This is a genomic window from Vibrio sp. Isolate32 (genome assembly GCF_022397955.1).
Lineage (GTDB): Bacteria > Pseudomonadota > Gammaproteobacteria > Enterobacterales > Vibrionaceae > Vibrio.
This window is the reverse complement of the sequence record NZ_JAKEUQ010000005.1, coordinates 1-25,847: the sequence shown is the minus strand read 5'-3', so window position 1 is coordinate 25,847 and position 25,847 is coordinate 1. Positions and strand designations below refer to the sequence as shown.

General features: G+C 44.9%; 22 protein-coding genes and 5 tRNA genes. 3 read left to right on the top strand and 24 right to left on the bottom strand.

The genetic code is table 11. The features are described 5' to 3' along the window. Positions 1-25 precede the first annotated feature (25 nt). Complete coding sequence (locus L1D11_RS05375) at positions 26-1,387, top strand: sodium-dependent transporter (protein WP_239862165.1); 1,362 nt, start codon at positions 26-28, stop codon at positions 1,385-1,387. 165 nt (positions 1,388-1,552) lie between these two features. Here L1D11_RS05375 and lipA read toward each other — a convergent pair whose 3' ends face one another. From lipA to leuS, 13 genes are all read right to left on the bottom strand, one after another. Further along, on the bottom strand, positions 1,553-2,518 hold the full coding sequence (lipA, locus tag L1D11_RS05370) for a lipoyl synthase (protein WP_004737631.1): 966 nt from the start codon (positions 2,516-2,518) through the stop codon (positions 1,553-1,555). A gap of 4 nt (positions 2,519-2,522) precedes the next feature. After that, entirely contained in the window at positions 2,523-3,182 is a 660-nt protein-coding gene (gene lipB, locus L1D11_RS05365; protein ID WP_239862163.1) for a lipoyl(octanoyl) transferase LipB, read from the bottom strand. A 195-nt stretch (positions 3,183-3,377) separates the two neighbouring features. Further along, the gene (locus L1D11_RS05360; RefSeq protein ID WP_239862161.1) at positions 3,378-4,850 is read right to left on the bottom strand and encodes an IS4 family transposase; all 1,473 of its coding nucleotides are present in this window, start codon (positions 4,848-4,850) and stop codon (positions 3,378-3,380) included. A gap of 126 nt (positions 4,851-4,976) precedes the next feature. Then, positions 4,977-5,255 carry a DUF493 family protein YbeD gene (gene ybeD, locus L1D11_RS05355; protein WP_026084358.1) on the bottom strand — a complete coding sequence of 93 codons (279 nt, stop codon included), beginning with the start codon at positions 5,253-5,255 and terminating at the stop codon, positions 4,977-4,979. Positions 5,256-5,487: 232 nt separating this feature from the next. Further along, complete coding sequence (locus L1D11_RS05350) at positions 5,488-6,669, bottom strand: serine hydrolase (RefSeq protein WP_081090352.1); 1,182 nt, start codon at positions 6,667-6,669, stop codon at positions 5,488-5,490. A gap of 93 nt (positions 6,670-6,762) precedes the next feature. Then, entirely contained in the window at positions 6,763-7,602 is an 840-nt protein-coding gene (locus L1D11_RS05345; protein ID WP_239862159.1) for a septal ring lytic transglycosylase RlpA family protein, read from the bottom strand. A gap of 3 nt (positions 7,603-7,605) precedes the next feature. Further along, positions 7,606-8,727 carry a rod shape-determining protein RodA gene (gene rodA, locus L1D11_RS05340; RefSeq protein WP_105059129.1) on the bottom strand — a complete coding sequence of 374 codons (1,122 nt, stop codon included), beginning with the start codon at positions 8,725-8,727 and terminating at the stop codon, positions 7,606-7,608. Then, positions 8,727-10,619, bottom strand: coding sequence for a penicillin-binding protein 2 (gene mrdA, locus L1D11_RS05335; protein ID WP_116870155.1), 1,893 nt, complete (start codon positions 10,617-10,619; stop codon positions 8,727-8,729). Before mrdA ends, rodA begins: the two co-directional genes overlap by 1 nt. 6 nt (positions 10,620-10,625) lie before the next feature. Further along, positions 10,626-11,096 carry a 23S rRNA (pseudouridine(1915)-N(3))-methyltransferase RlmH gene (gene rlmH, locus L1D11_RS05330; protein ID WP_004737638.1) on the bottom strand — a complete coding sequence of 157 codons (471 nt, stop codon included), beginning with the start codon at positions 11,094-11,096 and terminating at the stop codon, positions 10,626-10,628. Positions 11,097-11,099: 3 nt separating this feature from the next. After that, positions 11,100-11,417 (bottom strand): ribosome silencing factor, encoded by a 318-nt coding sequence (rsfS, locus tag L1D11_RS05325; RefSeq protein ID WP_008224165.1) that lies wholly within the window; start codon positions 11,415-11,417, stop codon positions 11,100-11,102. 50 nt (positions 11,418-11,467) lie between these two features. Continuing rightward, entirely contained in the window at positions 11,468-12,493 is a 1,026-nt protein-coding gene (gene holA, locus L1D11_RS05320) for a DNA polymerase III subunit delta (RefSeq protein WP_239862157.1), read from the bottom strand. 12 nt (positions 12,494-12,505) lie between these two features. Next, the gene (gene lptE / locus L1D11_RS05315) at positions 12,506-13,159 is read right to left on the bottom strand and encodes an LPS assembly lipoprotein LptE (RefSeq protein ID WP_239862155.1); all 654 of its coding nucleotides are present in this window, start codon (positions 13,157-13,159) and stop codon (positions 12,506-12,508) included. Between the two features lie 165 nt (positions 13,160-13,324). Further along, the gene (gene leuS / locus L1D11_RS05310; protein ID WP_171762063.1) at positions 13,325-15,901 is read right to left on the bottom strand and encodes a leucine--tRNA ligase; all 2,577 of its coding nucleotides are present in this window, start codon (positions 15,899-15,901) and stop codon (positions 13,325-13,327) included. A gap of 262 nt (positions 15,902-16,163) precedes the next feature. Between leuS and L1D11_RS05305 the strand changes: the two genes are divergently transcribed. After that, entirely contained in the window at positions 16,164-16,634 is a 471-nt protein-coding gene (locus L1D11_RS05305; RefSeq protein ID WP_061033217.1) for a zinc ribbon-containing protein, read from the top strand. 78 nt (positions 16,635-16,712) lie between these two features. On the opposite strand, the gene lnt is transcribed toward L1D11_RS05305, so the two are convergent. From lnt to miaB, 5 genes are all read right to left on the bottom strand, one after another. Continuing rightward, entirely contained in the window at positions 16,713-18,230 is a 1,518-nt protein-coding gene (gene lnt, locus L1D11_RS05300) for an apolipoprotein N-acyltransferase (protein ID WP_239862153.1), read from the bottom strand. 32 nt (positions 18,231-18,262) lie between these two features. Further along, positions 18,263-19,153 carry a CNNM family magnesium/cobalt transport protein CorC gene (corC, locus tag L1D11_RS05295; protein ID WP_239833683.1) on the bottom strand — a complete coding sequence of 297 codons (891 nt, stop codon included), beginning with the start codon at positions 19,151-19,153 and terminating at the stop codon, positions 18,263-18,265. Positions 19,154-19,271: 118 nt separating this feature from the next. Next, positions 19,272-19,733 (bottom strand): rRNA maturation RNase YbeY, encoded by a 462-nt coding sequence (gene ybeY / locus L1D11_RS05290; protein WP_239862151.1) that lies wholly within the window; start codon positions 19,731-19,733, stop codon positions 19,272-19,274. Continuing rightward, positions 19,734-20,855, bottom strand: a complete 1,122-nt coding sequence (locus tag L1D11_RS05285; protein WP_239862149.1) for a PhoH family protein — start codon at positions 20,853-20,855, stop codon at positions 19,734-19,736. Positions 20,856-21,019: 164 nt separating this feature from the next. Next, positions 21,020-22,444: a tRNA (N6-isopentenyl adenosine(37)-C2)-methylthiotransferase MiaB gene (gene miaB / locus L1D11_RS05280; RefSeq protein WP_105059135.1), complete on the bottom strand. Its 1,425-nt coding sequence runs from the start codon at positions 22,442-22,444 to the stop codon at positions 21,020-21,022. A 308-nt stretch (positions 22,445-22,752) separates the two neighbouring features. Between miaB and L1D11_RS05275 the strand changes: the two genes are divergently transcribed. Further along, positions 22,753-23,928 (top strand): 2-octaprenyl-3-methyl-6-methoxy-1,4-benzoquinol hydroxylase, encoded by a 1,176-nt coding sequence (locus tag L1D11_RS05275; protein ID WP_239862147.1) that lies wholly within the window; start codon positions 22,753-22,755, stop codon positions 23,926-23,928. 68 nt (positions 23,929-23,996) lie between these two features. Here the strand turns inward: L1D11_RS05275 and L1D11_RS05270 are convergent, their stop codons facing one another. The 6 genes from L1D11_RS05270 to L1D11_RS05245 all read right to left on the bottom strand — a co-directional run bounded on the left by L1D11_RS05270 (position 23,997) and on the right by L1D11_RS05245 (position 25,824). Continuing rightward, positions 23,997-25,043: a lactonase family protein gene (locus L1D11_RS05270; protein WP_239833686.1), complete on the bottom strand. Its 1,047-nt coding sequence runs from the start codon at positions 25,041-25,043 to the stop codon at positions 23,997-23,999. 156 nt (positions 25,044-25,199) lie between these two features. After that, a tRNA-Leu gene (locus tag L1D11_RS05265) sits at positions 25,200-25,284 on the bottom strand. 73 nt (positions 25,285-25,357) lie between these two features. After that, a tRNA-Met gene (locus tag L1D11_RS05260) sits at positions 25,358-25,434 on the bottom strand. Between the two features lie 33 nt (positions 25,435-25,467). Further along, positions 25,468-25,552, bottom strand: a tRNA-Leu gene (locus L1D11_RS05255). Positions 25,553-25,634: 82 nt separating this feature from the next. Beyond that, positions 25,635-25,709, bottom strand: a tRNA-Gln gene (locus L1D11_RS05250). Between the two features lie 30 nt (positions 25,710-25,739). Further along, a tRNA-Leu gene (locus L1D11_RS05245) sits at positions 25,740-25,824 on the bottom strand. Positions 25,825-25,847: the final 23 nt, after the last annotated feature.

The window sequence follows — 25,847 nt, the reverse complement described above, 5'->3', positions numbered from 1 at the left end:
TTCACTGATTCTTTATGCGAGCAATATGGACCAACAATCTTCCTCTTCAAGAGAGCTGTTTAGTTCTCGTTTAGGCTTTATTTTAGCTGCGGCTGGTGCTGCTGTTGGCTTAGGTAACATTTGGGGTTTTCCAACTCAGGTAGCGAGTAACGGCGGTGGTGCCTTTCTACTGGTTTACCTAATCATGATTTTCGTGGTTGCGTTCCCTATGCTGGTGGTTGAAATGGCGATTGGTCGTCATGGTCAAGCCAACCCAGTTGATAGCATGCGTTCACTAACGAGTAACCCTTTAGGAAAGAAAGTCGGTGAATTTGTTGGTTGGATTGGGTTAAGTGTCCCAAGTGCCGTATTGGCTTTTTACAGCATTGTTGGTGGCTGGTTGATCTGCTTCCTAATTGGTGCAGTCGCTGATCTTATTGGTCTAGAGGCGGCTGCTGATTGGTTCAAAGGCTTCAGTGTTGAGCGTAATGTATTTGGTACTGTAGCGTTCTACGTACTGACCATTCTTATTGTACAGGGCGGTGTTAAGCAAGGTATCGAGAAGTGGTCGACGCGCTTAATGCCAGCACTGTTTGTTTTGTTCGGCTTATTGTTCGTGTACATCATGACTCAAGCTGGCGCAATGGAAGGCTTAAACCATTACCTAGTTCCTGATTTTGAAAAGGTGTGGGACAGAAAACTGATTCTAGCAGCGATGGGCCAAGGCTTCTTCTCGCTAACGATTGGTGGCTGTTCAATGTTGGTGTATGGCTCTTACTTAAGTAAGAAAGAGAATCTGCCAAAAATGGCGATGAACGTGACGCTTGTTGATACCGCAGTGGCTTTTATTGCCGGCTTAGTGGTTATGCCTGCGATGTTTGTTGCGATGCAAAAAGGCGTTCAAATCTATGCGGAAGACGGTTCACTATTGAGTTCTGACACACTGGTGTTCACGGTTCTACCTTTGATGTTTGATAGCTTAGGTGTGCTCGGTCAGATTTTCGCAATTGTTTTCTTCTTGTTACTAACCATTGCTGCGTTGACGTCTTCTATCTCAATGTTAGAAGGCCCGGTAGCGTTAGTGAGCGAGCGTTTTAATACTAGACGCACGCCAACAAGTTGGGTGATTGGTGGTGCAATCGCGCTGTTTAGTGTCGTGATTGTTTACAACTTTGCTGCGATGTTTGGCATGGTTGCGATGATAGCGACACAGTACCTGCAGCCAATTGCAGCATTGATGTTCTGTCTGTTTGGTGGATGGGTGTGGAGCCGAGCGTCAAAAGTAAAAGAGCTTGAGCAAGGCTGCCCTGATTTTCAACTTGGCTGGTTTGGTAAGGTTTGGCCGATGTATGTGAAGTTCGTGTGCCCAATCTTAGTGGCAACGGTAATCTGGGCTTCTTTCGGCTAATTCGCCATTATTGTTCACTTGTCTATTTTTTAGACCTGAATTTAACAAAGCCGCTCTCATAGAGCGGCTTTGTTGTATCTGAATGGCAACGTTACGGTTTGTTGATAAGAAAAAGGCGCATCCCCGAGAGGATGCGCCTTTGAAACTGAGGAGATAAGTAATCGCTTACTTGATTTCCATACCTTGTGCTTGCAAGTCTGCATGGTAAGAAGAACGTACAAACGGACCACATGCTGCGTGAGTGAAGCCTAGCTCAAGAGCAATCTCTTTTAGCTCGTCGAACTCTGAAGGCGGCACATAGCGTTCTACTGGTAAGTGGTGACGGCTTGGTGCTAGGTATTGACCAAGAGTCAGCATAGTTACGCCGTGCTCACGAAGGTCTTTCAGTACTTGAATGATTTCTTCTTTGGTTTCACCAAGGCCCATCATAACGCCAGATTTTGTTGGGATATCTGGGTGCTGCTCTTTGAACTTCTTCAGTAGATCAAGAGACCACTTGTAGTTCGCACCTGGACGCGCTTTACGGTATAGGCGTGGTGCAGTCTCTAGGTTGTGGTTGAAAACATCTGGCGGATTGTCTTTCAGTAGCTCAAGTGCAACGTCCATACGACCGCGGAAGTCTGGAACCAGCGTTTCGATACGAATGTTTGGGTTTAGCTCGCGGATCTCACGGTTACAGTCTGCAAAGTGCTTAGCACCACCGTCACGCAAGTCATCACGGTCAACTGAAGTGATTACTACATACTTCAGTTTCATGTCTTGAATTGTCTTCGCTAGTTTCTTCGGCTCTTCTGCTTCAGGAGCAACAGGACGACCATGGGCAACATCACAGAACGGGCAGCGACGTGTACAGATAGCGCCAAGAATCATAAACGTTGCCGTACCGTGGTTGAAACACTCGGCTAGGTTAGGACAAGACGCTTCTTCACAAACTGAGTGCAGGTTGTTTTTGCGCATTGCTGATTTGATTTCTTGGATACGATGACTGTCTGAAGGAAGTTTAATCTTCATCCATTCTGGCTTACGTAGTACTTCTTTCTGTTCAGCAGGCATATTCTTTACGGGAATTAATGCCATTTTGTCAGCGTCACGATATTTAACGCCTTTTTCCATTTGGATTGGTTTGCTCATGATTTTATGCTTCTGCTGTAATGTTACTGGTGGCTTGAATGTCTACTTGGTCATAGCCGAGCAGCTCTACGAGCTCTTGTATTAACTGTTGCTCAACGTTCTCTAATTCACTTGGTCCGCCTAGCTGGCTTATCTGTGCCATTTCCATACCTTGGTAACCACATGGGTTAATGCGTAGGAATGGGGACAGGTCCATATCAACGTTCAGTGCTAGCCCGTGGAATGAGCAGCCACGTCGAATTCGTAATCCGAGTGAACAGATTTTCTTGCCATCGACATAAACACCAGGAGCGTCAGGTCGGGCAGCTGAATCTATATTGTAAGCTTTCAGAGTGTTGATTACGAGGTTCTCGATATGAGTAACCAAATCGCGCACTCCAAACTTCTTGCGGCGGATGTTAATTAGAAAGTAAGCAACTAACTGACCTGGGCCGTGGTAAGTCACTTGGCCACCGCGATCGCTTTGTATGACAGGGATATCGCCAGCATTTAATACATGCTCAGCTTTGCCTGCTTGTCCTTGAGTGAAGACGGGATTGTGTTCAACCAACCATACTTGGTCTACGTCTTCTTCTGTGCGTTCGTCTGTGAACTTATGCATGGCTTTCCATACAGGTTCGTAATCCTGACGGCCTAATTTTTTTACGATTAGCTTATTTTGCAAAGCGGCACTCCCTCAAGGATTAATAAAGTGAACGCATTATAAACGCGAAACATGATTCTAACTACAGATGGACTGCAAGGTTTTTCAACTTTCTTTGTATTTATTTAAAATTAAGTTGAATGAATTTGACCGCAATAGGGTGCTATAAACAAAAACAGCGGCAATAAGCCGTAATGCTTGTAAGTTAAGCATCGTTTAGCGTCTTCTTGGAGGCCTTGTCGCATAGCGACAAGGCCTCTTTTTTACTGCTCTTGGATAACTTCGTTCTCGTCTCTCTGGTAAAACAAAGCTTTCCGACATATCCATTATGTAATTTAATACTTCTGGGATTCGTCCCGGTGCAACTGCTGGTAACAATTGAAGCTGTCCAACCAGGAACAATGAAGCTTGTTTAAAGCCGATTTGATAAGGCATCACTNGACAAGGCCTCTTTTTTACTGCTCTTGGATAACTTCGTTCTCGTCTCTCTGGTAAAACAAAGCTTTCCGACATATCCATTATGTAATTTAATACTTCTGGGATTCGTCCCGGTGCAACTGCTGGTAACAATTGAAGCTGTCCAACCAGGAACAATGAAGCTTGTTTAAAGCCGATTTGATAAGGCATCACTGACTTCTGGTGGTAGGCCATTTGACACATCATGAACCGCAATAGATTGTAAGCAACCACCATTCCCCAAAGCTCTTGACTCACCAACTCTGGCTTTTTGCTTCTTAACGTAAGTTGGTTCTGGAGCATGTACTGCTTCATCTCACGATACCCCAACTCTATCTCCCAACGATGGCTATAAAGTTCGGCGATATCTGCACCTGGATATTTCATCGTGTCTATCATTGACGTTAATAGTCGGACTTCTTTTCCTTTAATCGTCTTTGTGATTAAACGAGCTTGGAGAGTTTTGGGGGCGTCAACCCACTTCTTTTGAGCTTGAGGGGATAGCTTAAGCTCTACGAGCTCTTGTCCTCGACCTACTTTCGATATCACTGTGTATTGAGCCCCTTTTCTTAATGGGATCAGCCAATGTTTCTCTTCGCCACTGGTTTGCCACTTATTCAGTAAGCCCAAGGCGTAAAATCCGCGGTCAAAGATAGTTAAGCTGTTTGAGGGTGATTGTTCGATAAGGGGGATCGTAAGGTCGACTTCACTTTTAGATACTGAGTCGAATGAAGCGCTGTTGAGTATATGACTGGTCAGCTCCATATGGCAGACCATTCTCACTTGAGGGTAGTCAGATATCGTTGTTTTATTGCCTGTTCTACCAAAAGACTCATCATTACTTTTAGTATCTGGTGTTCTCCACACAACACCATCTACAGCATGAAGTGTTAACCCATGCCAATCTGGATGGGGAGTCTTGTGGTGCCAAAGTCGTTGAGTGTGCTTGAACACGGCTTCCATAACGTCGGACCCAAGTCGCTGGCGAGCCTGAATGACAGCGCTAGGTGCGACAAATGGCTTCTTACCTGGTAGGAGAATATCAAGTTGCGAGACGACTTTATCCATCGATANAACCATCATTTCCATTGGTAACCTACGCTTTCGAATAGTCGCAACCCCAGATTCTTGGAGGCACTGCTCGATGAGTTCAGGGGACAGCAGATCTGATAACCCTGAGAGCTGTTCTGGAGAGAAGTTATGGACTTGGTTTAGGGCTTGTCTAAGAAACATAAAAAAATCCGAGTGTTAAAGAAACACTCGGATTTTGACATCCTTGGAGGATCGTTCAACCAGTCATTTTTACTTAACTGATCGGCATTAGGCAATAAGCCGCTGTTTTTCATGCGTAATCGAGGATTACAGAACCATACGAACGATTTCGATCTCGCCTAGTTCTTTGTATAGCGTTTCCACTTGCTCAATTGAAGTCGCAGTGATGTTGATAGAAACAGAGTGGTAGTTACCCTTTGCACTTGGTTTTAGTGTTGGGCTGTAGTCACCAGGAGCATGACGCTGGATCACTTCTAGCACAAGTTCAGTCAGTTCTGGCTTAGCGTGGCCCATTACTTTGTAAGTGAATGAACAAGGGAACTCTAAGAGGTCTTTTAGTTTTGCATCAGAATTGATGTTCATGATTAGCTCCAAAAGGCTAGACTCTCGCAAATTGGCGGAAGTCGATAAAAAGCGTGTTCGGTCAGTGGACTCGAGTAATAAGGCGGAATATTACGTGTAAATATCACTGAACTCAAGATCAACAAAAGCCGCACATGGCGGCTTTTGTTTCACTAAAGAGTAAATAATGAACTTACTCATTAGGTTAGCTTTCTAGCAAATCTAGATTTTGTTTAGAACAAAACTTTGGAACTACTTAGAACAAGCCTTTGAATAGCAGTACTAGGTAATCCCATAGGCGGCTAAATAGGCTGCCTTGCTCTACGTCTTCAAGTGCTAGTAGTGGGTATTCCGCAACGTCTTCACCATCAACTTGGTAGAAAAGTTTACCAACGACATCGCCTTTGCTGATTGGCGCTTCTAGCTCTTTCTCAAGTACAAAGCTTGCTTTAAGGTCTTTAGCTTGGCCGCGAGGCAGAGTTACGAAAGTATCTTCGTCGACACCTAGAGCAACGGTGTCTTTGCTACCCATCCAGATTTTTTCTTCTACGAAAGTTTCACCAGCAGTGTGTGGTGCCACTGTTTCGAAGAAGCGGAAGCCGTAGCTAAGCAGCTTTTTGCTTTCTGTTTTACGAGCGTTCGCATTTTTAGTACCCATTACAACCGCAACTAGGCGCATTTTACCTTCTGTTGCTGAGCTTACTAAGCTGTAACCAGCATTGCTTGTGTGGCCTGTTTTAATACCATCAACGTTCATGCTCTTATCCCACAACAGACCATTACGGTTGTACTGGGTGATGCCGTTGTAAGTGAATTTTTTCTGTGAGTAGATACGGTACTCATCTGGAACGTCACGAATTAGCGCCTGACCAAGCAGTGCCATATCGTAAGGCGTTGAGTATAGGTTCGGGTTGTCTAGACCGTGCACGTTAGCAAAGTGCGTGTCTTTCATGCCGATAGAGCTTGCCCATGCGTTCATTAGGTCAACGAATGCGTCTTCTGAACCTGCAATGTGCTCAGCCATTGCAACACAAGCATCGTTACCTGATTGAATGATGATACCGCGGTTCAGTTCTTCAACTTTAACCGTTGTGCCAACTTCAACGAACATTTTAGATGAGTCTGGGAAGTTTTTAGCCCAAGCATTTTCACTGATTACAACATCGTCGTTTAGGTTGATGTTACCACGCTCAAGTTCTTGACCGATTACGTAGCTCGTCATCATCTTGGTTAAACTTGCTGGAGAAAGTTGAGTATTCATCTCTTTCTCTGCTAGTACTTTGCCTGAATGGTAATCCATCAGAACAAAACCTTTAGCGGCGATTTGTGGTGCATCAGGAACAACAATTGGAGCAGCGAATGACGATGTAGCTATTGTTGCTGAAAGCGCAACAGAAGTAGCAAAAATCGTTTTAACAAGTTTATTAGATTTAATCATTTTGAATGCAATTATTTGGTGAACTATTCATATCTTACCAGAATCACTCTGTCACACCAGAGCGCTGATTACCAGAGGTTACTATCAGATTAATTAGCGAGTTAGCGAGTGCTTCTTGATATAAGCAGAAGGGTAACCCATCAGCTTAACCTGTTCTAATTTCTCTTGAGTCAGAGCATAGTCATGAAATGGCCCAAGCATTAGTCGGTATTGACCATCATTTGGCTGCAAGAAGCTTGCTACTGCTAGCTTTTCGCTGAGGTCTTTGGCTAACTTCTCCGTTCTATCTTCATGTTGCGATGTTGCGACTTGAATAATAAATTGTGGCAAAGCTGCCTTTTTCTTAGCGTCAGTTGGCATCGCCACTTTGATTACTTGAATTTCAACATTTGCAGTGCCAGTCCTTAAGACATCAAGCTTGTAAGCTGCCGCATAGCTGAGGTCAATGATTCGGCCTTCATGGAATGGGCCGCGATCATTAATACGCACAATCGTTGTTTTGTTGTTGTCGGTATTAGTGACTTTTACATAGCTTGGAATAGGCAATGTTTTGTGCGCTGCCGACATCGAATACATGTCGTAAATCTCGCCGTTAGACGTCAAATGACCATGAAATTTTTTGCCATACCAAGACGCTTTGCCTTTCTCGGTGAAGCCTTCGGTTTCTTTTACGATTTTGTAATCTTCACCACGCAGAGTGTAGTCACTGTTACCGCCTAGGCTGTATGGCTCATATTGAGGGTGCGCGTCCTCTAGATGCTCGACCGAGATAGGGGCATCAGGCGCGATATCTGAATCGATATCGTAGCGACCAGTTGGTTTCTGAGAAGCACAGCCATTGATTAAGATCGCTAAGCCCAGAATTGAGACTACTTTTTTGATTGGCAGCTCATCAACCAAGGATGCTTTTTTTGAAAACGTTGTAATAGACATCGATTAGGTCGCCTTTGAGAATGCTTTTCTATGTGTGTGGATCGACATTAAAATACCAAAACCAGCCATTAGGGTAACCATAGAGGTACCGCCATAGCTCACTAAAGGAAGAGGTACACCTACAACCGGTAGAATGCCACTTACCATGCCAATATTTACAAAAATATAAACGAAGAAGCTCAGTACAATACTGCCGCCCATCATTCGACCAAAGGCCGTTTGCGCTTGGCTTGCTAAGTACAAACCACGTCCAATAATGAATAGGTAGATCGCAAGTAAGAACAAGATACCTATCATGCCCCATTCTTCAGCGATAACCGCAAAGATGAAGTCAGTATGGCGCTCTGGAATGAACTCTAGTTGAGATTGAGTCCCTTGTAGCCAGCCTTTTCCGGAGATACCGCCTGAACCTATCGCAATCTTACTTTGAATGATGTGGTAACCCGCACCTAATGGATCGGATTCAGGATCAAAAAGGGTTCTCACACGCACCTTTTGGTATTCACGCATTAAAAAGAACCACAGAATTGGGATAAATGCGCCTAAGGCGACAGCAGCACTGGCAATTATCTTCCAGCTAATACCTGCTAGGAATATCACGAAGATACCCGATGCTGCGATGAGGATAGAAGTACCTAAATCGGGCTGCTTGGCGATCAGAATAGTCGGTACAAATACCATAACCAGCGAGATTGCCAAGGTTTGGAATGTCGGTGGTAGTGAACGCTTACCAATAAACCTCGCTAGCATCAAAGGCACGGCGAGCTTTAAGAGCTCTGAGGGCTGGAATCGGACAAAACCAAAATTCAGCCAACGCTGTGCACCTTTAGAGGCTTCGCCAAAGAAGAGTACGCCTAATAGCAGAATAACGCCGCCAGCGAATAACACAGGGGCTAAAGTCTCGTAGGTACGCGGTGATATCTGAGCTAAGAAGATCATTACGCCCAAAGACAGTGCCATACGCATCGCCTGGCGATCCATCATCGCTAGGCTTTGCCCACTCGCGCTGTACATGATTAATAAGGCAAAGCCCATTAAAACTAGAATGCCGAGTAAGAGTGGCAGATCGATATGGAGCCTTTCAAATAAGGCTCTGTTTCGTCCTGTTGAAGGATCAAGTTTCATTATTTTATTGGCTCGCTTTGATAATCTTCTGCAAGGATAATGTGGTCTAGAATTCGTCGTACTACTGGGCCGCCATTCGATGAACCACCGCCAGCATTTTCGAGAACGATAGTGACAACGGCCTCTGGATCTTCAAGCGGTGCATAGCCAGTAAACAATGCGTGGTCACGTAGGTGCTCAGCGATTTCATCGGCGTTGTACTCTTCATCTTCTTTCAGACCAAAGACTTGTGCTGTACCTGACTTACCTGCGGTAACGTAAGACATATTTTGGAATGAGCGTCTGGCTGTCCCTTTTTTACCGTGGTTAGCCAGCTTCATACCTTCTTGAGCGATATCCCAGTACTTCTTCTTAACGCCTGTTAGTGGCGGGTAAGTTTCAATGTCCGACATCACTTGCTCGTCGAATGGGTGACCGTTTTCAATGGTGGCACGCAATAGGTGAGGTGCTGTTACCTCGCCCTTATTGACCAGCACAGAGGTCGCTTTTGCAATCTGCATTGGTGTGGCCGTCCAGTAGCCTTGACCGATACCTACAGGGATCGTATCACCTTGGTACCATGGCACACGGTGTCTGGCCATTTTCCAGTCTCGGGTTGGCATGTTGGCTTTACTTTCTTCGTAAATATCGATGCCCGTGTAATCGCCAAATCCAAACATCATCATCCATTTGGATATGCGGTCTATACCTAGGTCATAAGCGATCTGGTAGAAGAAAGTGTCCACCGACTCTTCGATGGCTTTTACGATATCGACTTTACCGTGTCCCCAACGTAACCAATCTCGGAATGGTCGAGTTTTTGAATTAGGGATCTTCCAGTAACCAGGATCGTTACGAGTGGTGTTTGGAGTTATGACACCTTCTTGTAAAGCTGCAACGGCCATAAAAGGTTTGATCGTGGATGCTGGTGGATAGATGCCAAGTGTGGTTCTGTTGACCAGAGGGCGGTTCTTATCCTGAAGTAGTGCGTTATAACCTTTAGAGGAAATGCCATGTACGAACGCATTAGGGTCATAGCTCGGGCTTGAAACCATTGCCAATACGCCATTATCTTTTGGATCCAATACAACTGCTGAGCCACGGCGTCCATCGAGTAGCTTATGAACGTAAAGCTGAAGGTTGATATCCAGGTTCAATACAATATCTTTACCCGGAACAGAAGGGACAAACTTTAGCGTGCGGATAACTCGCCCGCGGCTGTTTACTTCTACTTCTTGGTAGCCGGCTGTACCGTGTAGCAAATCTTCGTAATAGCGCTCAATACCTAGCTTACCAATATCACGGGTTGCTTGGTAATTGGCGTCTTTTTCTTCTCGCACCAATCGCTGCATATCACGGTCGTTGATACGAGAGACATAACCGATAACGTGGGTAAGCACATCACCGTACGGGTAAAAGCGCTTTAAGGTACCTGTCACTTCAACGCCTGGGAATTTGTGTTGATTTACCGAGAAGACAGCTACCTGTTCTTCTGTCAGCTGATTAAGAATGGGTACTGATTTGAAGCGTCGTGAATTACGGCGCTCGCGGTTAAATCGTTCAATACGCTCTGGTGGGATCTCAATTAACTCTTGTAGACGGACAAGCGTGTCGTCCATGTCTTTGATTTTTTCGGGGGTGATTTCTAGGTTGAAAACCGGACGGTTCTCGGCAAGAAGTACACCGTTTCGATCGTAAATCAAACCACGGTTTGGTGCGATTGGCACTACCTTAATACGGTTGTCGTTAGAGCGAGTTTTATAGTCTTGATATTGGTTGACCTGAATGTTGTACAGGTTAACAACCAACAAGGACATCATGACTATGATGCCTGCAAACGCAACAAAAGCACGACTAGTAAATAGTCGTGCTTCTGCTTTGTAATCACGGATTTGGCTACGTTTACGTAACATTAACGCTTATTCTCGATGATAAGGGTGGTTAGCAGTGATGCTCCAAGCTCGATACAAGCTTTCAGCCATGATAACGCGTACTAATGGGTGAGGGAGAGTAAGCGCAGACAGAGACCAACTTTGGTCTGCGGCCGCTTTACATGCCGGTGCTAATCCTTCAGGCCCGCCAATCAGGATAGAAACATCACGTCCATCCAACTTCCAACTTTCCAATTGCTCAGCAAGTTGTGGTGTGTCCCACTTTCTTCCTGGGATATCTAGCGTGACAATTCGGTTGCCTTTTGGCACCGCAGCCAACATGGCTTCGCCTTCCTTTTGAAGAATACGAGCGATATCAGCGTTCTTACCACGCTTGCCTGCTGTGATTTCAACGAGTTCTAACGGCATGTCGTGAGGGAAGCGGCGTTTATATTCGTTAAAGCCTTCTTCAACCCACTTCGGCATTTTCGTGCCAACCGCGATTAACTGGATCTTCAACGTTTAGCCCCAAAGTTTTTCTAGTTGGTACAGTTCACGATGCTCTTCTTGCATAACGTGCAGCATGCTTGTGCCCATATCTAGTACAACCCATTCGCCTTCTTGCTGGCCGTCCATACCAAGTGGTTCAAGACCGGCTTTCTTTACTTCGTCAGCAACATGCTGAGCAATCGAAGCTACGTGGCGCTTAGATGTGCCAGTACAAACGATCATGTAATCCGTCACACTTGATTTGCCTTCTACATCGATGGTCACAATAGATTCTGCTTTCATGTCGTCAGCTTTGTCTGCAAGAAAGTCTTTTAGTTCTTCACGTAACACTGGGTGTTCCTTAAATCTGAATTTGGTTCTACTAAGATCATAACACGCTTTTATGCGTGAGATGGTATTGAAGCTGAAGGGATACAAAACTCAACGCTCAACTGATGGATTAGTGGCCAAGGCGACTGCTCATACTGCGTTTTTGTTATCAATTCTGCTTGGGTCAGCAACGCAAACAGTGAGTGTAATTGAGAAATCGAAACTCGTGTTAGCGCGGCGTTATAAAGCGGCTTTTTCGATTGCCAGATACGATGTTTTTCGAAAACTTGACCGATCGGTATGAGTTTCATTTGTTGCTGCATTTGCAGTAGTAACGCAAGCTCTCTTTGCACGCTTCGCAGCAGAATAACCGGTTCGACACCTTCAGCTTCGAGTTGTCTGAGAATCCTCTGTGCTCGATTCCCTTTCCCTGCCAATAGGGCATCACTCCAATGGAATGGAGTAAAGTGGTTGTGGCGGCTCAGAGACTCTTCTAAGCGTACTAAGGTTAGCTTTCCATCGGGATACTGAAGTGCCAGCTTTTCGAGGCTTTGTGTGAGTGCAAACAGGTTGCCTTCATGCCACTGCGCCAGCATCTGGATAGCTTCAGGATCTGGCGACAAACCGACTTGACGGCAGCGTGCTTGAACAAACTGAGGTAGCCTGCTGACATCAGGCGTCAGGCAGTTTACCCAATGCCCTTGGTTAGAGAGTGCTTTAAACCACTTAGCGTTTTCTTGAGCTTTTGTCAGTTTGGTGCCAACAAGAATTAGCAAGATATCGTTGTGGATATGCTCAGAGATAGCCAACAGTTCTTTGGCTATTGCGGCATTCACGCCTGACTCTGGTAGCTCAAGCTCAATGATTTGACGGCTAGAAAACAGGCTTAGTGCTTGAGTACAGTCATAGACTTGGTTCCAGTCCATACTGTTATCAATCGCAAAGCGGTGACGCTCCTCAAAACCTTGTTGTTTAGCCGCTTTTTGAATCGCTTCTCGGCTTTCTTGCAATAGTAGTGGCTCGTTACCAAAAATCAGGTAAACGTTACTCAGTTGTTTAGCAAGTTGTTCAGGTAAGCGGTCAGCAAAAATACGCATCAAATAAACCTATTATTGAGCAGATTCGCTGAGCTCTGATTGTTCTTTTGTGTTTGGTTCGATTTCAACGTCGTCAATCTCAACATTCTTGATGTTGTATTGCTTCTCAAGCTCTTTAACTTGAACGTGTTCTAGCGCTTCAAGATCCATACTGTCTGCAGCAATATTAGCTTTTAGGCGAGCCATCTGGCGAAGGATTTGGCTAGTTGCTAGCTTGCGCATTTCGTCTTCGATCATGTCGCGTTCAACCGACTTAGCGAGAGCTGTTAATGGGTTATCTAGGTAGCTGCGGGTAACACTCGTTGAGAAAGTTTTTGACCCAAGATCAGGAATCGTTACACGGTATGATGCGTAGAACGTGAGCTCAATCTCAGCGGCACGAGTATTTTGGTATAGGGATAGTGTTCTTTCACCAACGCTTTCAGTAATGATATGCAGGTTAGGGGTATTTTCTGCAGGTGGCACAATTTCTACATCACTCATACGAAGCTGGCTCTTCATCATACGCGTGAACGTACTGTATTGGTCGTAACTGGTTACCGAGATCTTGTTGAGTTCTTCTGGTACCGAGTAGTCACCGCGCAGGTGAAAACCACAGGCACTGAGTAGGCTAACGGTTAGAACAACAATAGTAACTTTCAATGAAGATAGTGAAATCAGGCGCATTATTTGATGGCTCTCATGAAGGTAGAATACTTATTTAAAGGCTTTAGCTTGTTGAAGTGAGGTTAGTCACTGAAAGTAAAGCGTTTAAATAAGTAGACAGGGTAATGTCATTACCCTGTCTAAAGACTGCAAAAAACGAATTAAGTTCGTTTTAGTCTACAACGATTAGTTAGCAACGATGTTTAGAAGCTTACCAGGTACGAAGATAACTTTACGGATCGTTAAGCCATCTAGGAACTTCTTAGCATTCTCATCGTTCAGACCAAGCTCACGAACCTGCTCTTCTGTTGCATCAGCTGCCACAGTTAGCTTCGCACGCAGCTTACCGTTGATCATAACAACGATTGTCTTCTCGTCTTCAACTAGTGCTTTCTCGTCAAATGTTGGCCATGTTGCTGAGTCAACATCTGATTCACCAAGAGCAATCCACATTTCGTAAGAGATGTGAGGAGTCATTGGGTAAAGCATGCGAACCACTGCTTTCAGTGCTTCGTCAAGGATTGCACGATCTTGTGCTGATTCTTGAGGCGCCTTCGCCAGTTTGTTCATCAGTTCCATGATCGCAGCGATCGCCGTGTTGAAAGTTTGGCGACGGCCGATATCGTCCGTTACTTTCGAGATAGTCTTGTGAACATCACGACGAAGTGCTTTTTGGTCACCAGAAAGTGCTGCAACGTCAACAGATTCAGCTGCGCCCTTAGAAGAGTGAGCGTGAACCAGTTTCCAAACACGTTTAAGGAAGCGGTTTGCACCTTCAACACCAGACTCTTGCCACTCAAGAGTCATGTCTGCAGGTGATGCAAACATCATGAATAGACGTACTGTGTCAGCACCGTACTTGTCTACCATCTCTTGTGGGTCGATACCGTTGTTTTTCGACTTAGACATCTTGATCATGCCTGAGTGAGCAACGTCACGGCCTTGGTTGTCTTTCGCAGAAGTGATACGGCCTTTACCGTCACGCTCTACAGCAACATCAGTAGGAGCAACCCACTCTTTAGTGCCTTTCTCGTTTTCGTGGTAGAACGCGTCTGCTAGTACCATGCCTTGACATAGTAGCTGCTTGAATGGTTCGTCAGACGTTACGTAACCAGCGTCACGTAGCAGTTTGTGGAAGAAACGAGAGTACAGTAGGTGCATACAAGCGTGCTCGATACCACCGATGTACTGGTCTACTGGTAGCCAGTAGTTCGCTTTTTCTGGATCTAGGATATCGTCAGCTTGTGGTGAACAGTAACGAGCGTAGTACCAAGAAGACTCCATGAACGTATCGAACGTGTCTGTTTCACGTAGAGCAGGTTCGCCGTTGAATGTTGTTTCTGCCCAAGACTTGTCAGCCTTGATTGGGCTAGTCACACCATCCATTACCACATCTTCAGGAAGAATCACTGGTAGCTGGTCTGCTGGTACTGGGTGAACTTCACCATCTTCAGTCGTTACCATTGGGATTGGCGCACCCCAGTAACGTTGACGAGATACACCCCAGTCACGTAGACGGAAGTTTACTGTTTTCTTACCTTTGCCTTCAGCTTCTAGCTTCGCAGCAATTGCGTCGAATGCTTCTTGGAAAGCAAGACCATCGAACTCACCAGAGTCGAACAGTACGCCTTTCTCGGTGTAAGCTGCTTCTGATACATCTAGCTCAGAACCATCTTCTGGCTTGATTACTGGAATGATATCGATGCCGTACTTAGTTGCGAACTCGTAGTCACGCTGATCATGAGCTGGAACCGCCATTACCGCGCCTGTGCCGTAATCCATAAGTACGAAGTTTGCTACGTATACAGGAACAACACGACCGTTAAGAGGGTGGATAGCCGTTAGGCCAGTATCCATACCCTTCTTTTCCATCGTTGCTAGTTCAGCTTCAGCAACTTTAGTGTTGCGGCACTCTTCAACGAATGCAGCAAGCTCAGGGTTGTTCTTCGATGCTTTCTCTGCAAGAGGGTGACCTGCAGCGATACCAACGTAAGACACACCCATTAGCGTATCAGGACGAGTTGTGTAAACTTCTAGCGGCGCTTCTTCACCGTTAACAGCGAAAGATAGCTCAACACCTTCAGAGCGACCGATCCAGTTGCGTTGCATGGTTTTAACCATTTCAGGCCAACCGTCAAGGTTGTCTAGGTCATCTAGTAGCTCTTGAGCGTACTCAGTGATCTTGATGAACCACTGTGGAATTTTCTTTTGCTCTACTGGAGTATCACAACGCCAGCAGCAACCGTCTTCTACTTGCTCGTTTGCTAGTACAGTTTGGTCGTTTGGACACCAGTTAACAGAAGAGGTCTTCTTGTACACTAGGCCTTTTTCGTAAAGCTTAGTGAAGAACTCTTGTTCCCAGCGGTAGTATTCAGGTGTACATGTTGCGAATTCACGATTCCAGTCGTAACCAAAGCCAAGAAGCTTAAGCTGGTTTTTCATGTATTCGATGTTTTCGTAAGTCCATGGTGCAGGTGCTGTGTTGTTTTTTACAGCTGCGTTTTCTGCTGGTAGGCCGAATGCATCCCAACCGATTGGTTGCATTACGTTTTTGCCTTGTAGACGTTGGAAACGAGATACCACATCACCGATGGTGTAGTTACGCACGTGACCCATGTGCAGTCGGCCACTTGGGTACGGGAACATAGAAAGACAGTAGAATTTTTCTTTGTTTGGGTCTTCACTTACAACGAAAGTTTCGCTGTTATCCCAGTGTTGTTGAACCTTTTGTTCAATCTCTTGCGGGTTATATTGTTCTTGCATCGATGGTATCCGGTTATCTTGGAATTTGTGAGTTCGGTTAGAACAGAATCTTACAGATCGTCATAGAATACCTAAAGGAGCTTAGTACAACAATAGTTATACCCTTCATACTTGCAGTTGCTGACTTGTAGATGGCGTAATTTTCACTGAATTTCGCAGGGCAACTATACTTAAGAGTATGAATTGCATTTGTTTGTGAGCGAGGGAGCGTTGTAGAACTTCGTTTACTCACTATAACGTTGGTTATCTTAAGGAGGTTGTTATGCCGAAGAAAAAAGCACTCTATGAAGAAGTGGTTGAAGAGGTTATTGAAACGCTGAAGCATAGTCCTGAAGAGCTCAACAACAAAATCGAAACATCAGGCAAATATGCGAAAGCCGCCAATGACATGACCAAAGATGAGCTATCGCTGATCTCGGCCTATGTGAAGTCAGACTTGAAAGAGTTTTCTGAGAGCTACGAAGAGAGCAAAAGCGGTCCATTTTATCTGATGATTGCTGACTCTATTTGGCAGGGGCTGCTCGATATTACCGATCGCACTAAAGTAGAATGGGTCGAGCTGTTCCAAGATTTAGAGCACCAAGGCTTGTACCAAGCAGGCGAAGTGATTGGCTTGGGTACGCTTGTCTGTGATGAGTGTGGTCATCAAACTGAATATAACCATCCAACGACTATCATCCCGTGTATTAAGTGTGGCTCGAAAGGGTTTAGTCGCAAAGCACTGAAGCCGTAAACCTCCCCAAATACGACATAAACAAAAAGGGTTGACCAAACGGCCAACCCTCCAAGTTATTTTACGTCGAACTTGAACCTAACTTTTTGGTTTTCTCACAATCCAGCCAATTACCAAGCTTAGTAGTATCCAAATATACAATGGCCAAGTACCGACCACGCGGTAAGGAGTTTGGCCATCTGTTGAAACAAGCTCGGCTTTCAGAACTGCCGTTTCAAACTGAGGTATTTGCTTGATGATATTGCCTTTGTAGTCCGTCACCGCTGTCACACCGTTGTTGGTTGAGCGAATTAGCGGCTTACCAAGTTCTAGGGCACGCATTTGCGCGATTTCCATATGTTGTAATGGTCCAATTGAACGGCCAAACCATGCATCGTTAGAGAGCGTTAGAATAAAGTCCGTATCGTCTGTCACATTCTGTCTTACTTGATCATTAAAGATGATCTCATAACACAGAGCTGGCGCTAGATGACGACCGTTAGCAACAATGTTTGGCTGGATGAAATCGCCACGACTGAACGATGACATTGGCAAGTTAAAGAACGGTGCTAATGGGCGCAATATATCTTCAAACGGTACAAACTCACCAAATGGTAATAGGTGATGTTTGTGGTAGCGCTCGTCTGGGTCGTAGCTGTATTCACCATATGGGTTAACACCAAGAGAAAGAATGCTGTTGTAGTATTTCTTATCTTCAGACTGGTTCAGTACACCTGTGATGATGGAACTGTTGTTCATCTTAGCTGCGCTATCTAAGTTGCGTAGGAAAGAGGGTATCTCGACTTCAAAAGCAGGGATCGCGGCCTCTGGCCAGATGATGATATCTGCATCCCAGTTTTCCCTGCTTAGGTCAGTGTATTTCATCATAGTCGGCCAGCGGTGACTTGGCAGCCATTTGCTGTCCTGGTCAACATTACCTTGAATCAACACCACGGAGGTGGTTTTTTCAGGATTCGGTGTTACCCAATCGATGTTGCGAATACCAAAGCCAGTACTAAATACGACTGCAGGAATAACAGCGATGCTCCAGGCTCTGTTAATAACCGCATAAGCAAACGCGGATGCTGAAACGATAATGGCAAGAGTCACTAACTCGACACCACCAATTGGTGCGAAAGAGCCTAACGGAGAGTCGATTTGGCTGTAGCCCAACCATAGCCATGGGAAGCCTGTCATTACCCAACCGCGAAGCCAATCACTGATCAACCATAGTGCCGGAGCGGCTAGGAAGAATCGGCTTAAATTATTAGCAGGGAAGAACTTGTTCAAACTCCAGGTAAATAGCCCTGAATAAACAGCTAGGTAGCCAACAAGCAGTGCCATCAAAAATAGGTTGGCTGCTAGTGGCATACCGCCAAAGCCGTCAATACTGACGTATACCCAGCTGATTCCTGTAGTGAACTGACCTAGGCCCCATGCATAGCCAATCCAAAGCGCGCTTTTAGGAGAGCGGTTGTGAACGAGTAGCAGCAATAAAGCAGGGCTGAGAATGGCAAGAGGCCAAATTGAGTATGGAGCGAACGAGAGGGTGGTTATAGCGCCAACAAAAACGGCCGCAAGCGGCCGTAATAGGCGATGAATAAAAGTCTTAGTCATCTAATTTCTGTCATCTCTTTAGAGAGAAGTGGTTATTCTTCGATAGTCGGAAGAGGCTGCTCGTCAGGGATGGTTACCTGTAGCTGAATCACGCGACGATTATCTGCTGATGTTATTTTGAAATGGTAGTTTTCGATTTCTACAATTTCGCCACGAACTGGCAGATGACCGAGGGCTGTCATAACCATGCCACCTACTGTATCCACTTCATCATCACTGAAAGCAGTGTCAAACGTGTTGTTGAACTCTTCAATGGTGGTTAAAGCTTTAACAGAGAAGGTATGCTTACTCAGCTTACGGATATCCAACTCTTCTTCATCGTCGAACTCGTCTTCAATTTCACCAACGATTTCTTCGAGGATATCTTCAATGGTTACTAGGCCAGAGACACCGCCAAACTCATCAACAACGATAGACATGTGGTAACGCTCTTCACGGAACTCCTTAAGTAGACGATCAACACGCTTACTTTCAGGAACAACAACCGCAGGGCGAATCACTTGTTCGATATCAAATGGGGCACTTTCTGAACCCAAATACTTAAGTAGGTCCTTCGCTAATAGAATGCCTTCAACATGGTCTTTATCTTCACTGATCACTGGGTAGCGAGAGTGTTGAGCATCAGTAATAAGCGCAATCAATGTATCTAAATCATCGGTGCGTTCTACTGTAACCATTTGAGAGCGAGGCAGCATGATATCGCGCACTCGCATCTCTGAAATTTCCATAACACCTTCGAGCATGTCGCGAGTGTCGTGGTCAATTAGGTCATTAATTTCTGAGTCGCGGATTACATCGACGAGCTCTTGGCGGTCTTTTACCTCGCCTTGAAATAGTTGGCCTAGGCGTTCAAAGAAGGACTTTCTACTCGGACCTTCAGATTTTTTACTTCCCTCAGAAGTGGGGGGGTTACCTTCGTTCATGATTTCTCAAAAAATAACGCTATCAGAAGTGTGATAGCACACATCACAACTCAGATTCCTGAAAAATACAGGTTCGATGAGTTATTGTTTCTCTGCAATCTACGTAACTAGAATCGATTTACTTTTCTAGAATATATGGGTCTTCAAACCCTATAGCTTGCATGATTTCTGTCTCGAGTGACTCCATCTCTTCAGCTTCATCATCTTCGATATGATCATAACCTAGCAGATGCAGACTGCCATGTACAACCATATGAGCCCAGTGTGCTAGCAGAGGCTTATTTTGCTCTTCTGCTTCTTTTTCGACAACTTGGCGACAGATAATGAGGTCACCTAGAAGATCTAACTCGATCCCAGGAGGAGCCTCGAATGGAAAAGAAAGCACGTTAGTTGGCTTGTCTTTACCACGATATTCATGATTTAGTTGGTGGCTTTCTTCTGTATCTACGATACGGATAGTAAGCTCAGCGCTCTTTTGAAACTGAGGTATAGTCTTGTCCAACCAAAGCTGAATGTCCTGCTCTGTTGGAAGACCTTGCTCATTTTCGACCGCTAATTGTAGGTCTAGCTCTATAGACATCTATTTATCACCTTGTTCTGCAATCACAGAACTATTTTGTGTTGCTAATTGTGTCGTAACCGCTTGCTGAGCCTCAAGAAGTTTTGCTTCGCGATCTTCACGTTTACGTTTCTCAAACTCTTTACGCTCTTTTTGGTCTTTCGCTTCCCATTTTTCGTAAGCGTTAACAATACGAGCAACCACAGGGTGACGAACTACGTCTTCAGACATAAAGAAGTTAAAGCTGATGTCATCGACTTCACTTAGAACCTCGGTCGCATGACGCAAGCCAGATTTTGCACCGCGAGGTAAATCGATTTGCGTGATATCGCCTGTGATTACCGCACGAGAGTTGAAACCAATACGAGTTAGGAACATCTTCATCTGTTCAACAGTTGTGTTCTGGCTCTCATCAAGAATGATAAACGCGTCATTCAGTGTACGACCACGCATGTAAGCAAGAGGTGCAACCTCAATCACGTTACGCTCAATCAGTTTCTCAACACGTTCAAAGCCCAGCATTTCAAAAAGTGCATCGTAAAGTGGACGCAAGTATGGGTCTACTTTTTGGCTTAAGTCACCAGGCAGGAAACCTAACTTTTCACCCGCTTCAACTGCAGGGCGCGTTAATAGAATGCGACGAATTTCTTGGCGCTCTAATGCGTCTACTGCAGCAGCGACAGCTAAATACGTTTTACCGGTACCAGCAGGACCGATACCAAAGGTGATGTCATGCGTCACCATATTCATTAGGTATTGTGCTTGGTTTGGTGTACGCGGCTTAATGACGCCTTTTTTGGTCTTAATGAACACTTCTTTGCCGTGTTCAATATCAGACTCTACATTCTGTTCTAAAACACCAGACTCTTTGATAGCCAAGTGAATTTGTTCTGGCTCGATGTCTGGAATCGTGCCTTTGACCGGAGCAGATTCAACATACAGGCGCTTAACAATATCGAGTGCAGCAGCAGCCGTGTGAGGCTTACCAACAATAGTGAAGAAGTTGCTGCGGTAGTTAATCTCGACACCTAAACGGCGCTCAAGGTGTTTGATGTTGTCATCGAATGGGCCACAAAGGCTTGCAAGGCGATGGTTATCTGCGGGTTCTAGATTGATTTCTAGGGTAACGATTTTATTGCTCAAATTAGCCTCTCATTTTGTGCCACCACTCTTTTCGACAAACAAAGAGCAAGAAGCCCGATTGGGACCGGGCTTCTAGTGGCGATTTCCCTATTTCTAAGATGGTCACTTAGTTAGGTAATTTCAAGCTTTGTTGGTCAGCTTTTTGCTGAACCTAGATGTTTCGCTTATGGCGTAAATGTCGCTACACCTAGCTCGTCTTCACGTTTTGTGTTCGCCATCATTTGAGTTGGCGAGATCACGCTGCGAAGATCCATGTCTTTCTCAGTACGCACTACTTCACCACGTAGTGAGTTAGCAAATACTTCTGTGATTTTCACGTCTACGAACTGGCCGATAAGATCAGCAGAACCTTCAAAGTTAACAACACGGCTGTTTTCAGTGCGAGCGCGGAGCTCCATTAGGTTCTTCTTCGATGGACCTTCAACCAATACGCGTTGCTCTGTACCAAGCATTAGGCGCGAGTAGCGCATTGCTTGCGTATTCACCGTTTGTTGTAGTTCGTATAGGCGATCTTTCTTCTCTTGCTCAGGCACGTCACATGGGTAGTCTGCAGCAGGTGTACCCGGACGAGGAGAGAAGATAAAGCTGAAGCTCATATCGAAATCAACGTCTTTGATCAGTTTCATAGTGTCTTGGAAATCTTGGTTAGATTCACCAGGGAAACCAACGATAAAGTCAGAACTGATTTGAATGTCAGGACGCGCTTTACGAAGCTTACGAATAATCGACTTGTACTCGATAGCAGTATGAGGACGTTTCATCATTGTAAGGATACGGTCACTACCACTTTGTACTGGTAGGTGAAGGAAGCTCACAAGCTCAGGTGTATCTTCGTATACTGCGATGATGTCATCACCAAACTCAAGCGGGTGGCTTGTGGTGAAACGAATACGGTCGATACCATCGATAGAAGCCACAAGACGAAGCAGCTCTGCGAATGTGCAGATATCACCTTCGTGAGTTGGACCACGGTATGCGTTTACGTTTTGACCTAGCAGGTTAACTTCACGTACACCTTGCTCTGCAAGTTGAGCAACTTCGAACAGTACATCGTCCATTGGACGGCTAACTTCTTCACCACGAGTGTAAGGTACCACGCAGTAAGTACAGTACTTAGAACAGCCTTCCATGATAGAAACGAATGCCGTTGCACCTTCAGCACGAGGCTCTGGTAGGCTATCGAACTTTTCGATCTCAGGGAAAGAGATGTCCATCACTGGCGCTTCGTTTGATAGAGAAGATTTGATCATCTCTGGAAGACGGTGCAGTGTTTGTGGGCCAAAGATAACGTCTACGTAAGGTGCACGTTGACGAATGTGATCACCTTCTTGAGTCGCTACACAGCCACCCACACCGATCACCACACCTTCTTTTTTATCTTTAAGCGTTTTCCAACGACCAAGCTGGTGGAATACTTTCTCTTGCGCTTTTTCGCGGATAGAACAAGTATTCAATAGTAGTACGTCTGCTTCCTCAGGTACTTCAGTGAGCTCATAGCCATTTGCAGCGTTAAGCAGGTCGGCCATTTTTGATGAATCATATTCATTCATCTGACAGCCCCAAGTTTTAATTAGCAGTTTCTTACTCATTATATGTTCGCTCGATCGTTAGTTTAATTTAAGGGAGCAAATCGCCCATTATTCATCCACTAGCCCTGTTTGTCATAATTCGGTATTCAATTTTATGACAGGCTCTAGCGGCAAGCGGCGTATTGTACTGGTTTCAAAACCGACTGACTAGTAGTCTGAACAAATCTCTTATGTAGTGGTTTTTATTATCGTGAACGCCATATGCCATAAGGGATAACCCTTTTTTAGAATAAGGTTTTTGGTTACAAGTTAGTTATGAAAAAGTACAATCAAAAACAGTCAAAGAATCAAACTGATAAGTACAAAATATGAACAGTTACGATATTGTGGTAGTCGGTGGCGGCATGGTTGGTGCAGCAACAGCAATCGGTTTTGCGAAGCAAGGGCTGAGTGTTGCGGTGATCGAAGGTTTTGCCCCACAACCTTTTGATGAGTCGCAAGCGATGGACATTCGTGTGTCAGCGATTTCTCAAGCGTCAGTCGATTTACTTGACGATCTTGGTGCATGGCAAAGTATTGCAGCGATGCGAGTGTGTTCTTATAAGCGTTTAGAGACGTGGGAACACCCAGAGTGTCGTACTCGATTTGATGCTGCATCACTGAACCTCCCTCGTTTGGGCTATATCGTTGAGAACAGACTCATTCAATTAGGTTTATGGTCTCAATTTGATGCCTACGACAATCTTGAACTGTTATGTCCAGAAAAGCTCGATGAGATTGAGTTTGGTGAAACCAATATCGTTAAGCTTCAATCTGGTGTTGAGTTATCGGCGAAATGGATCATTGGTGCTGATGGCGCTAATTCTGCTGTTAGACAACAGGCTGGAATTGGTATTACGGCTTGGGATTATCGACAACACTGCATGCTTATCAATGTCGAAACCGAGCTTTCTCAGCAAGATATTACTTGGCAGCAATTTCTACCAAGTGGCCCTCGTTCATTTTTGCCTTTGTGTTCTCTAACCTCTGGAGATCAAGAAGTCGGGCAGGGGTCATTGGTTTGGTATGACTCGCTATCTCGTATTAAGCAATTGTCAGCAATGTCCCCTGAAAAACTGCGTAACGAAGTACTTACTCACTTCCCTAAAGAGTTAGGTTATATCAAAGTCTTGAATTCGGGCTCTTTTCCACTGACACGACGTCATGCTCAATCATACTCGAAGAACAACTGTATTCTAGTCGGGGACTCTGCACATACGATCAACCCATTGGCAGGGCAGGGTGTAAACTTGGGCTTCAAAGATGTATCGGTATTGTTGGATGTCACTCAAGAAAAGGGTGAATTAAATCATTCTGTAGCAAGACGCTACGAGGTGATGAGAAGAGGTGACAACTTAGTGATGCAAAGCGGTATGGATTTCTTCTATAAGACGTTCAGTAATGATATCGGCCCACTTAAGTTTGTGCGTAATGCTGCACTCAAGCTAGCAGAGAATTCAGGGCCGATTAAAGCCCAAGTACTGAAGTATGCCTTAGGCCTTTAATTGACTGTTTCAGAGAGTTTAGAAAGAGAAGGAGAGCTAATGCTCTCTTTTTTTGTATTCGATGAGGTCTATCGCTGCTGTGTGACACAAACGGGCTTATCTAGTTCTAATGAGTAGCCCGTGTAAACCAGAGAGCCGTCTTCAGTATTTCGTTTGAATGACGTGATGTTATTAGAGTGCTGGTTTGCGGCGATAAGCCATTCACCATCATGAGTAATATGAAAATCACGAGGGAAATTGCCTTCGGTATCATAGCTATTAATAAATATAGGCATTTTCGTTGTTGGCTCGATTCTGAAGCAACTGATCATTGATTGATGTCGACAAGAGACATAGAGGAATTGCTCATCCGGTGATAGTTTTATTGCAGCGGTAGCCTCTCCTTTTTCCATATTTGGCAGCGCGTCGATCTCTTCGACAATACTCCAGTTCCCAAGAGTTTTCTCCATCATCAGTATCGTTTCAGAGAGTTCACAGATCACATAGGCTTTGTCTTCATCTTTGTTGAATACAAGATGACGAGGTCCATTGCCCGCAGGGACTTTAACGGATTGCATCGGTTCGTCTAGAAACTCTTCCTGCTCTTCATCAAAGCAATAGAAGTTGATTCGATCAGCGCCAAGGTCGACGGTGACAAATTGTGGTGAGTTTTGTAAGAACAGACATTGATGAGCATGTGGCGCTGTTTGACGCTCTTTATTTGGCCCTGAACCCACCATAGTAATCGTTTTGAGTCGCTTATCGATATTGCCATTGATACTTAAACTAAAAATATCGAATGAGCCCGATGAGTATTGAGACGTAATAGCAAATTTGTGGCTAGGATCAATTGCGATGTGGCAAGGGTGATCGCCAGCGATAGTGCCGGAGTTCTTAACCGTCTTTGAGTTAGGGCTAGGTATATGAATCAGCTGTGGTTTTTTGGGCTGATCAACTTCAGACGCTGTATAGATACCAAGCTCTGTTGCTATGACAAAAGATGGGTTAGCACACTCTGTAACGAGCTCTATAGGTAATAGTTTACCGCTTTCCAAGTCTAACTGAGCCAGATACACGCCTTGGCTTTTACTGGGAGTGTCTGTGTAGCAACCGATCGTTAAAGTGAGGTTTTTCATAAGGCGTCATACTCAATTAGAAAATGGAGCAGACATTGTCTTATAAAAAAGTCATGAAGTGATTAAATAGGGAGAAATACTTGGTGACGTGGTTATCAGATTTACATATTCCAGATAAAACAAAACCCAACTAAAAAGCTGGGTTCTATTTAATGATGGTGCGGTCGGAGAGACTTGAACTCTCACACCTCTCGGCGCCAGAACCTAAATCTGGTGCGTCTACCAATTCCGCCACGACCGCAGCAAATCTTTGTAGTCATACTGAATATTGGTGATTCAATAAGACGTTGTGTTTCTATTTCAAAAGAAAAAGGTGGTGGCTACTGCGGGATTTGAACCTGCGACCCCATCATTATGAGTGATGTGCTCTAACCAACTGAGCTAAGTAGCCAATAATAAATCTAATCTATTCATTATTAAATAATGGTGCGGTCGGAGAGACTTGAACTCTCACACCTCTCGGCGCCAGAACCTAAATCTGGTGCGTCTACCAATTCCGCCACGACCGCAGCAAATCTTTGTAGTTATACTGAGTATTGGTAACTCAATAAAACGTTGTGCTCATTGCTATTAGCAAGGAGTTATAAATAGTGGCTGGGCTACCTGGATTCGAACCAGGGAATGCCGGCATCAAAAGCCGGTGCCTTACCGCTTGGCGATAGCCCAACAATGACATCATTTAAGACATCTAAATAATGGTGCGGTCGGAGAGACTTGAACTCTCACACCTCTCGGCGCCAGAACCTAAATCTGGTGCGTCTACCAATTCCGCCACGACCGCAGCAAATCTTTGTAGTTATACTG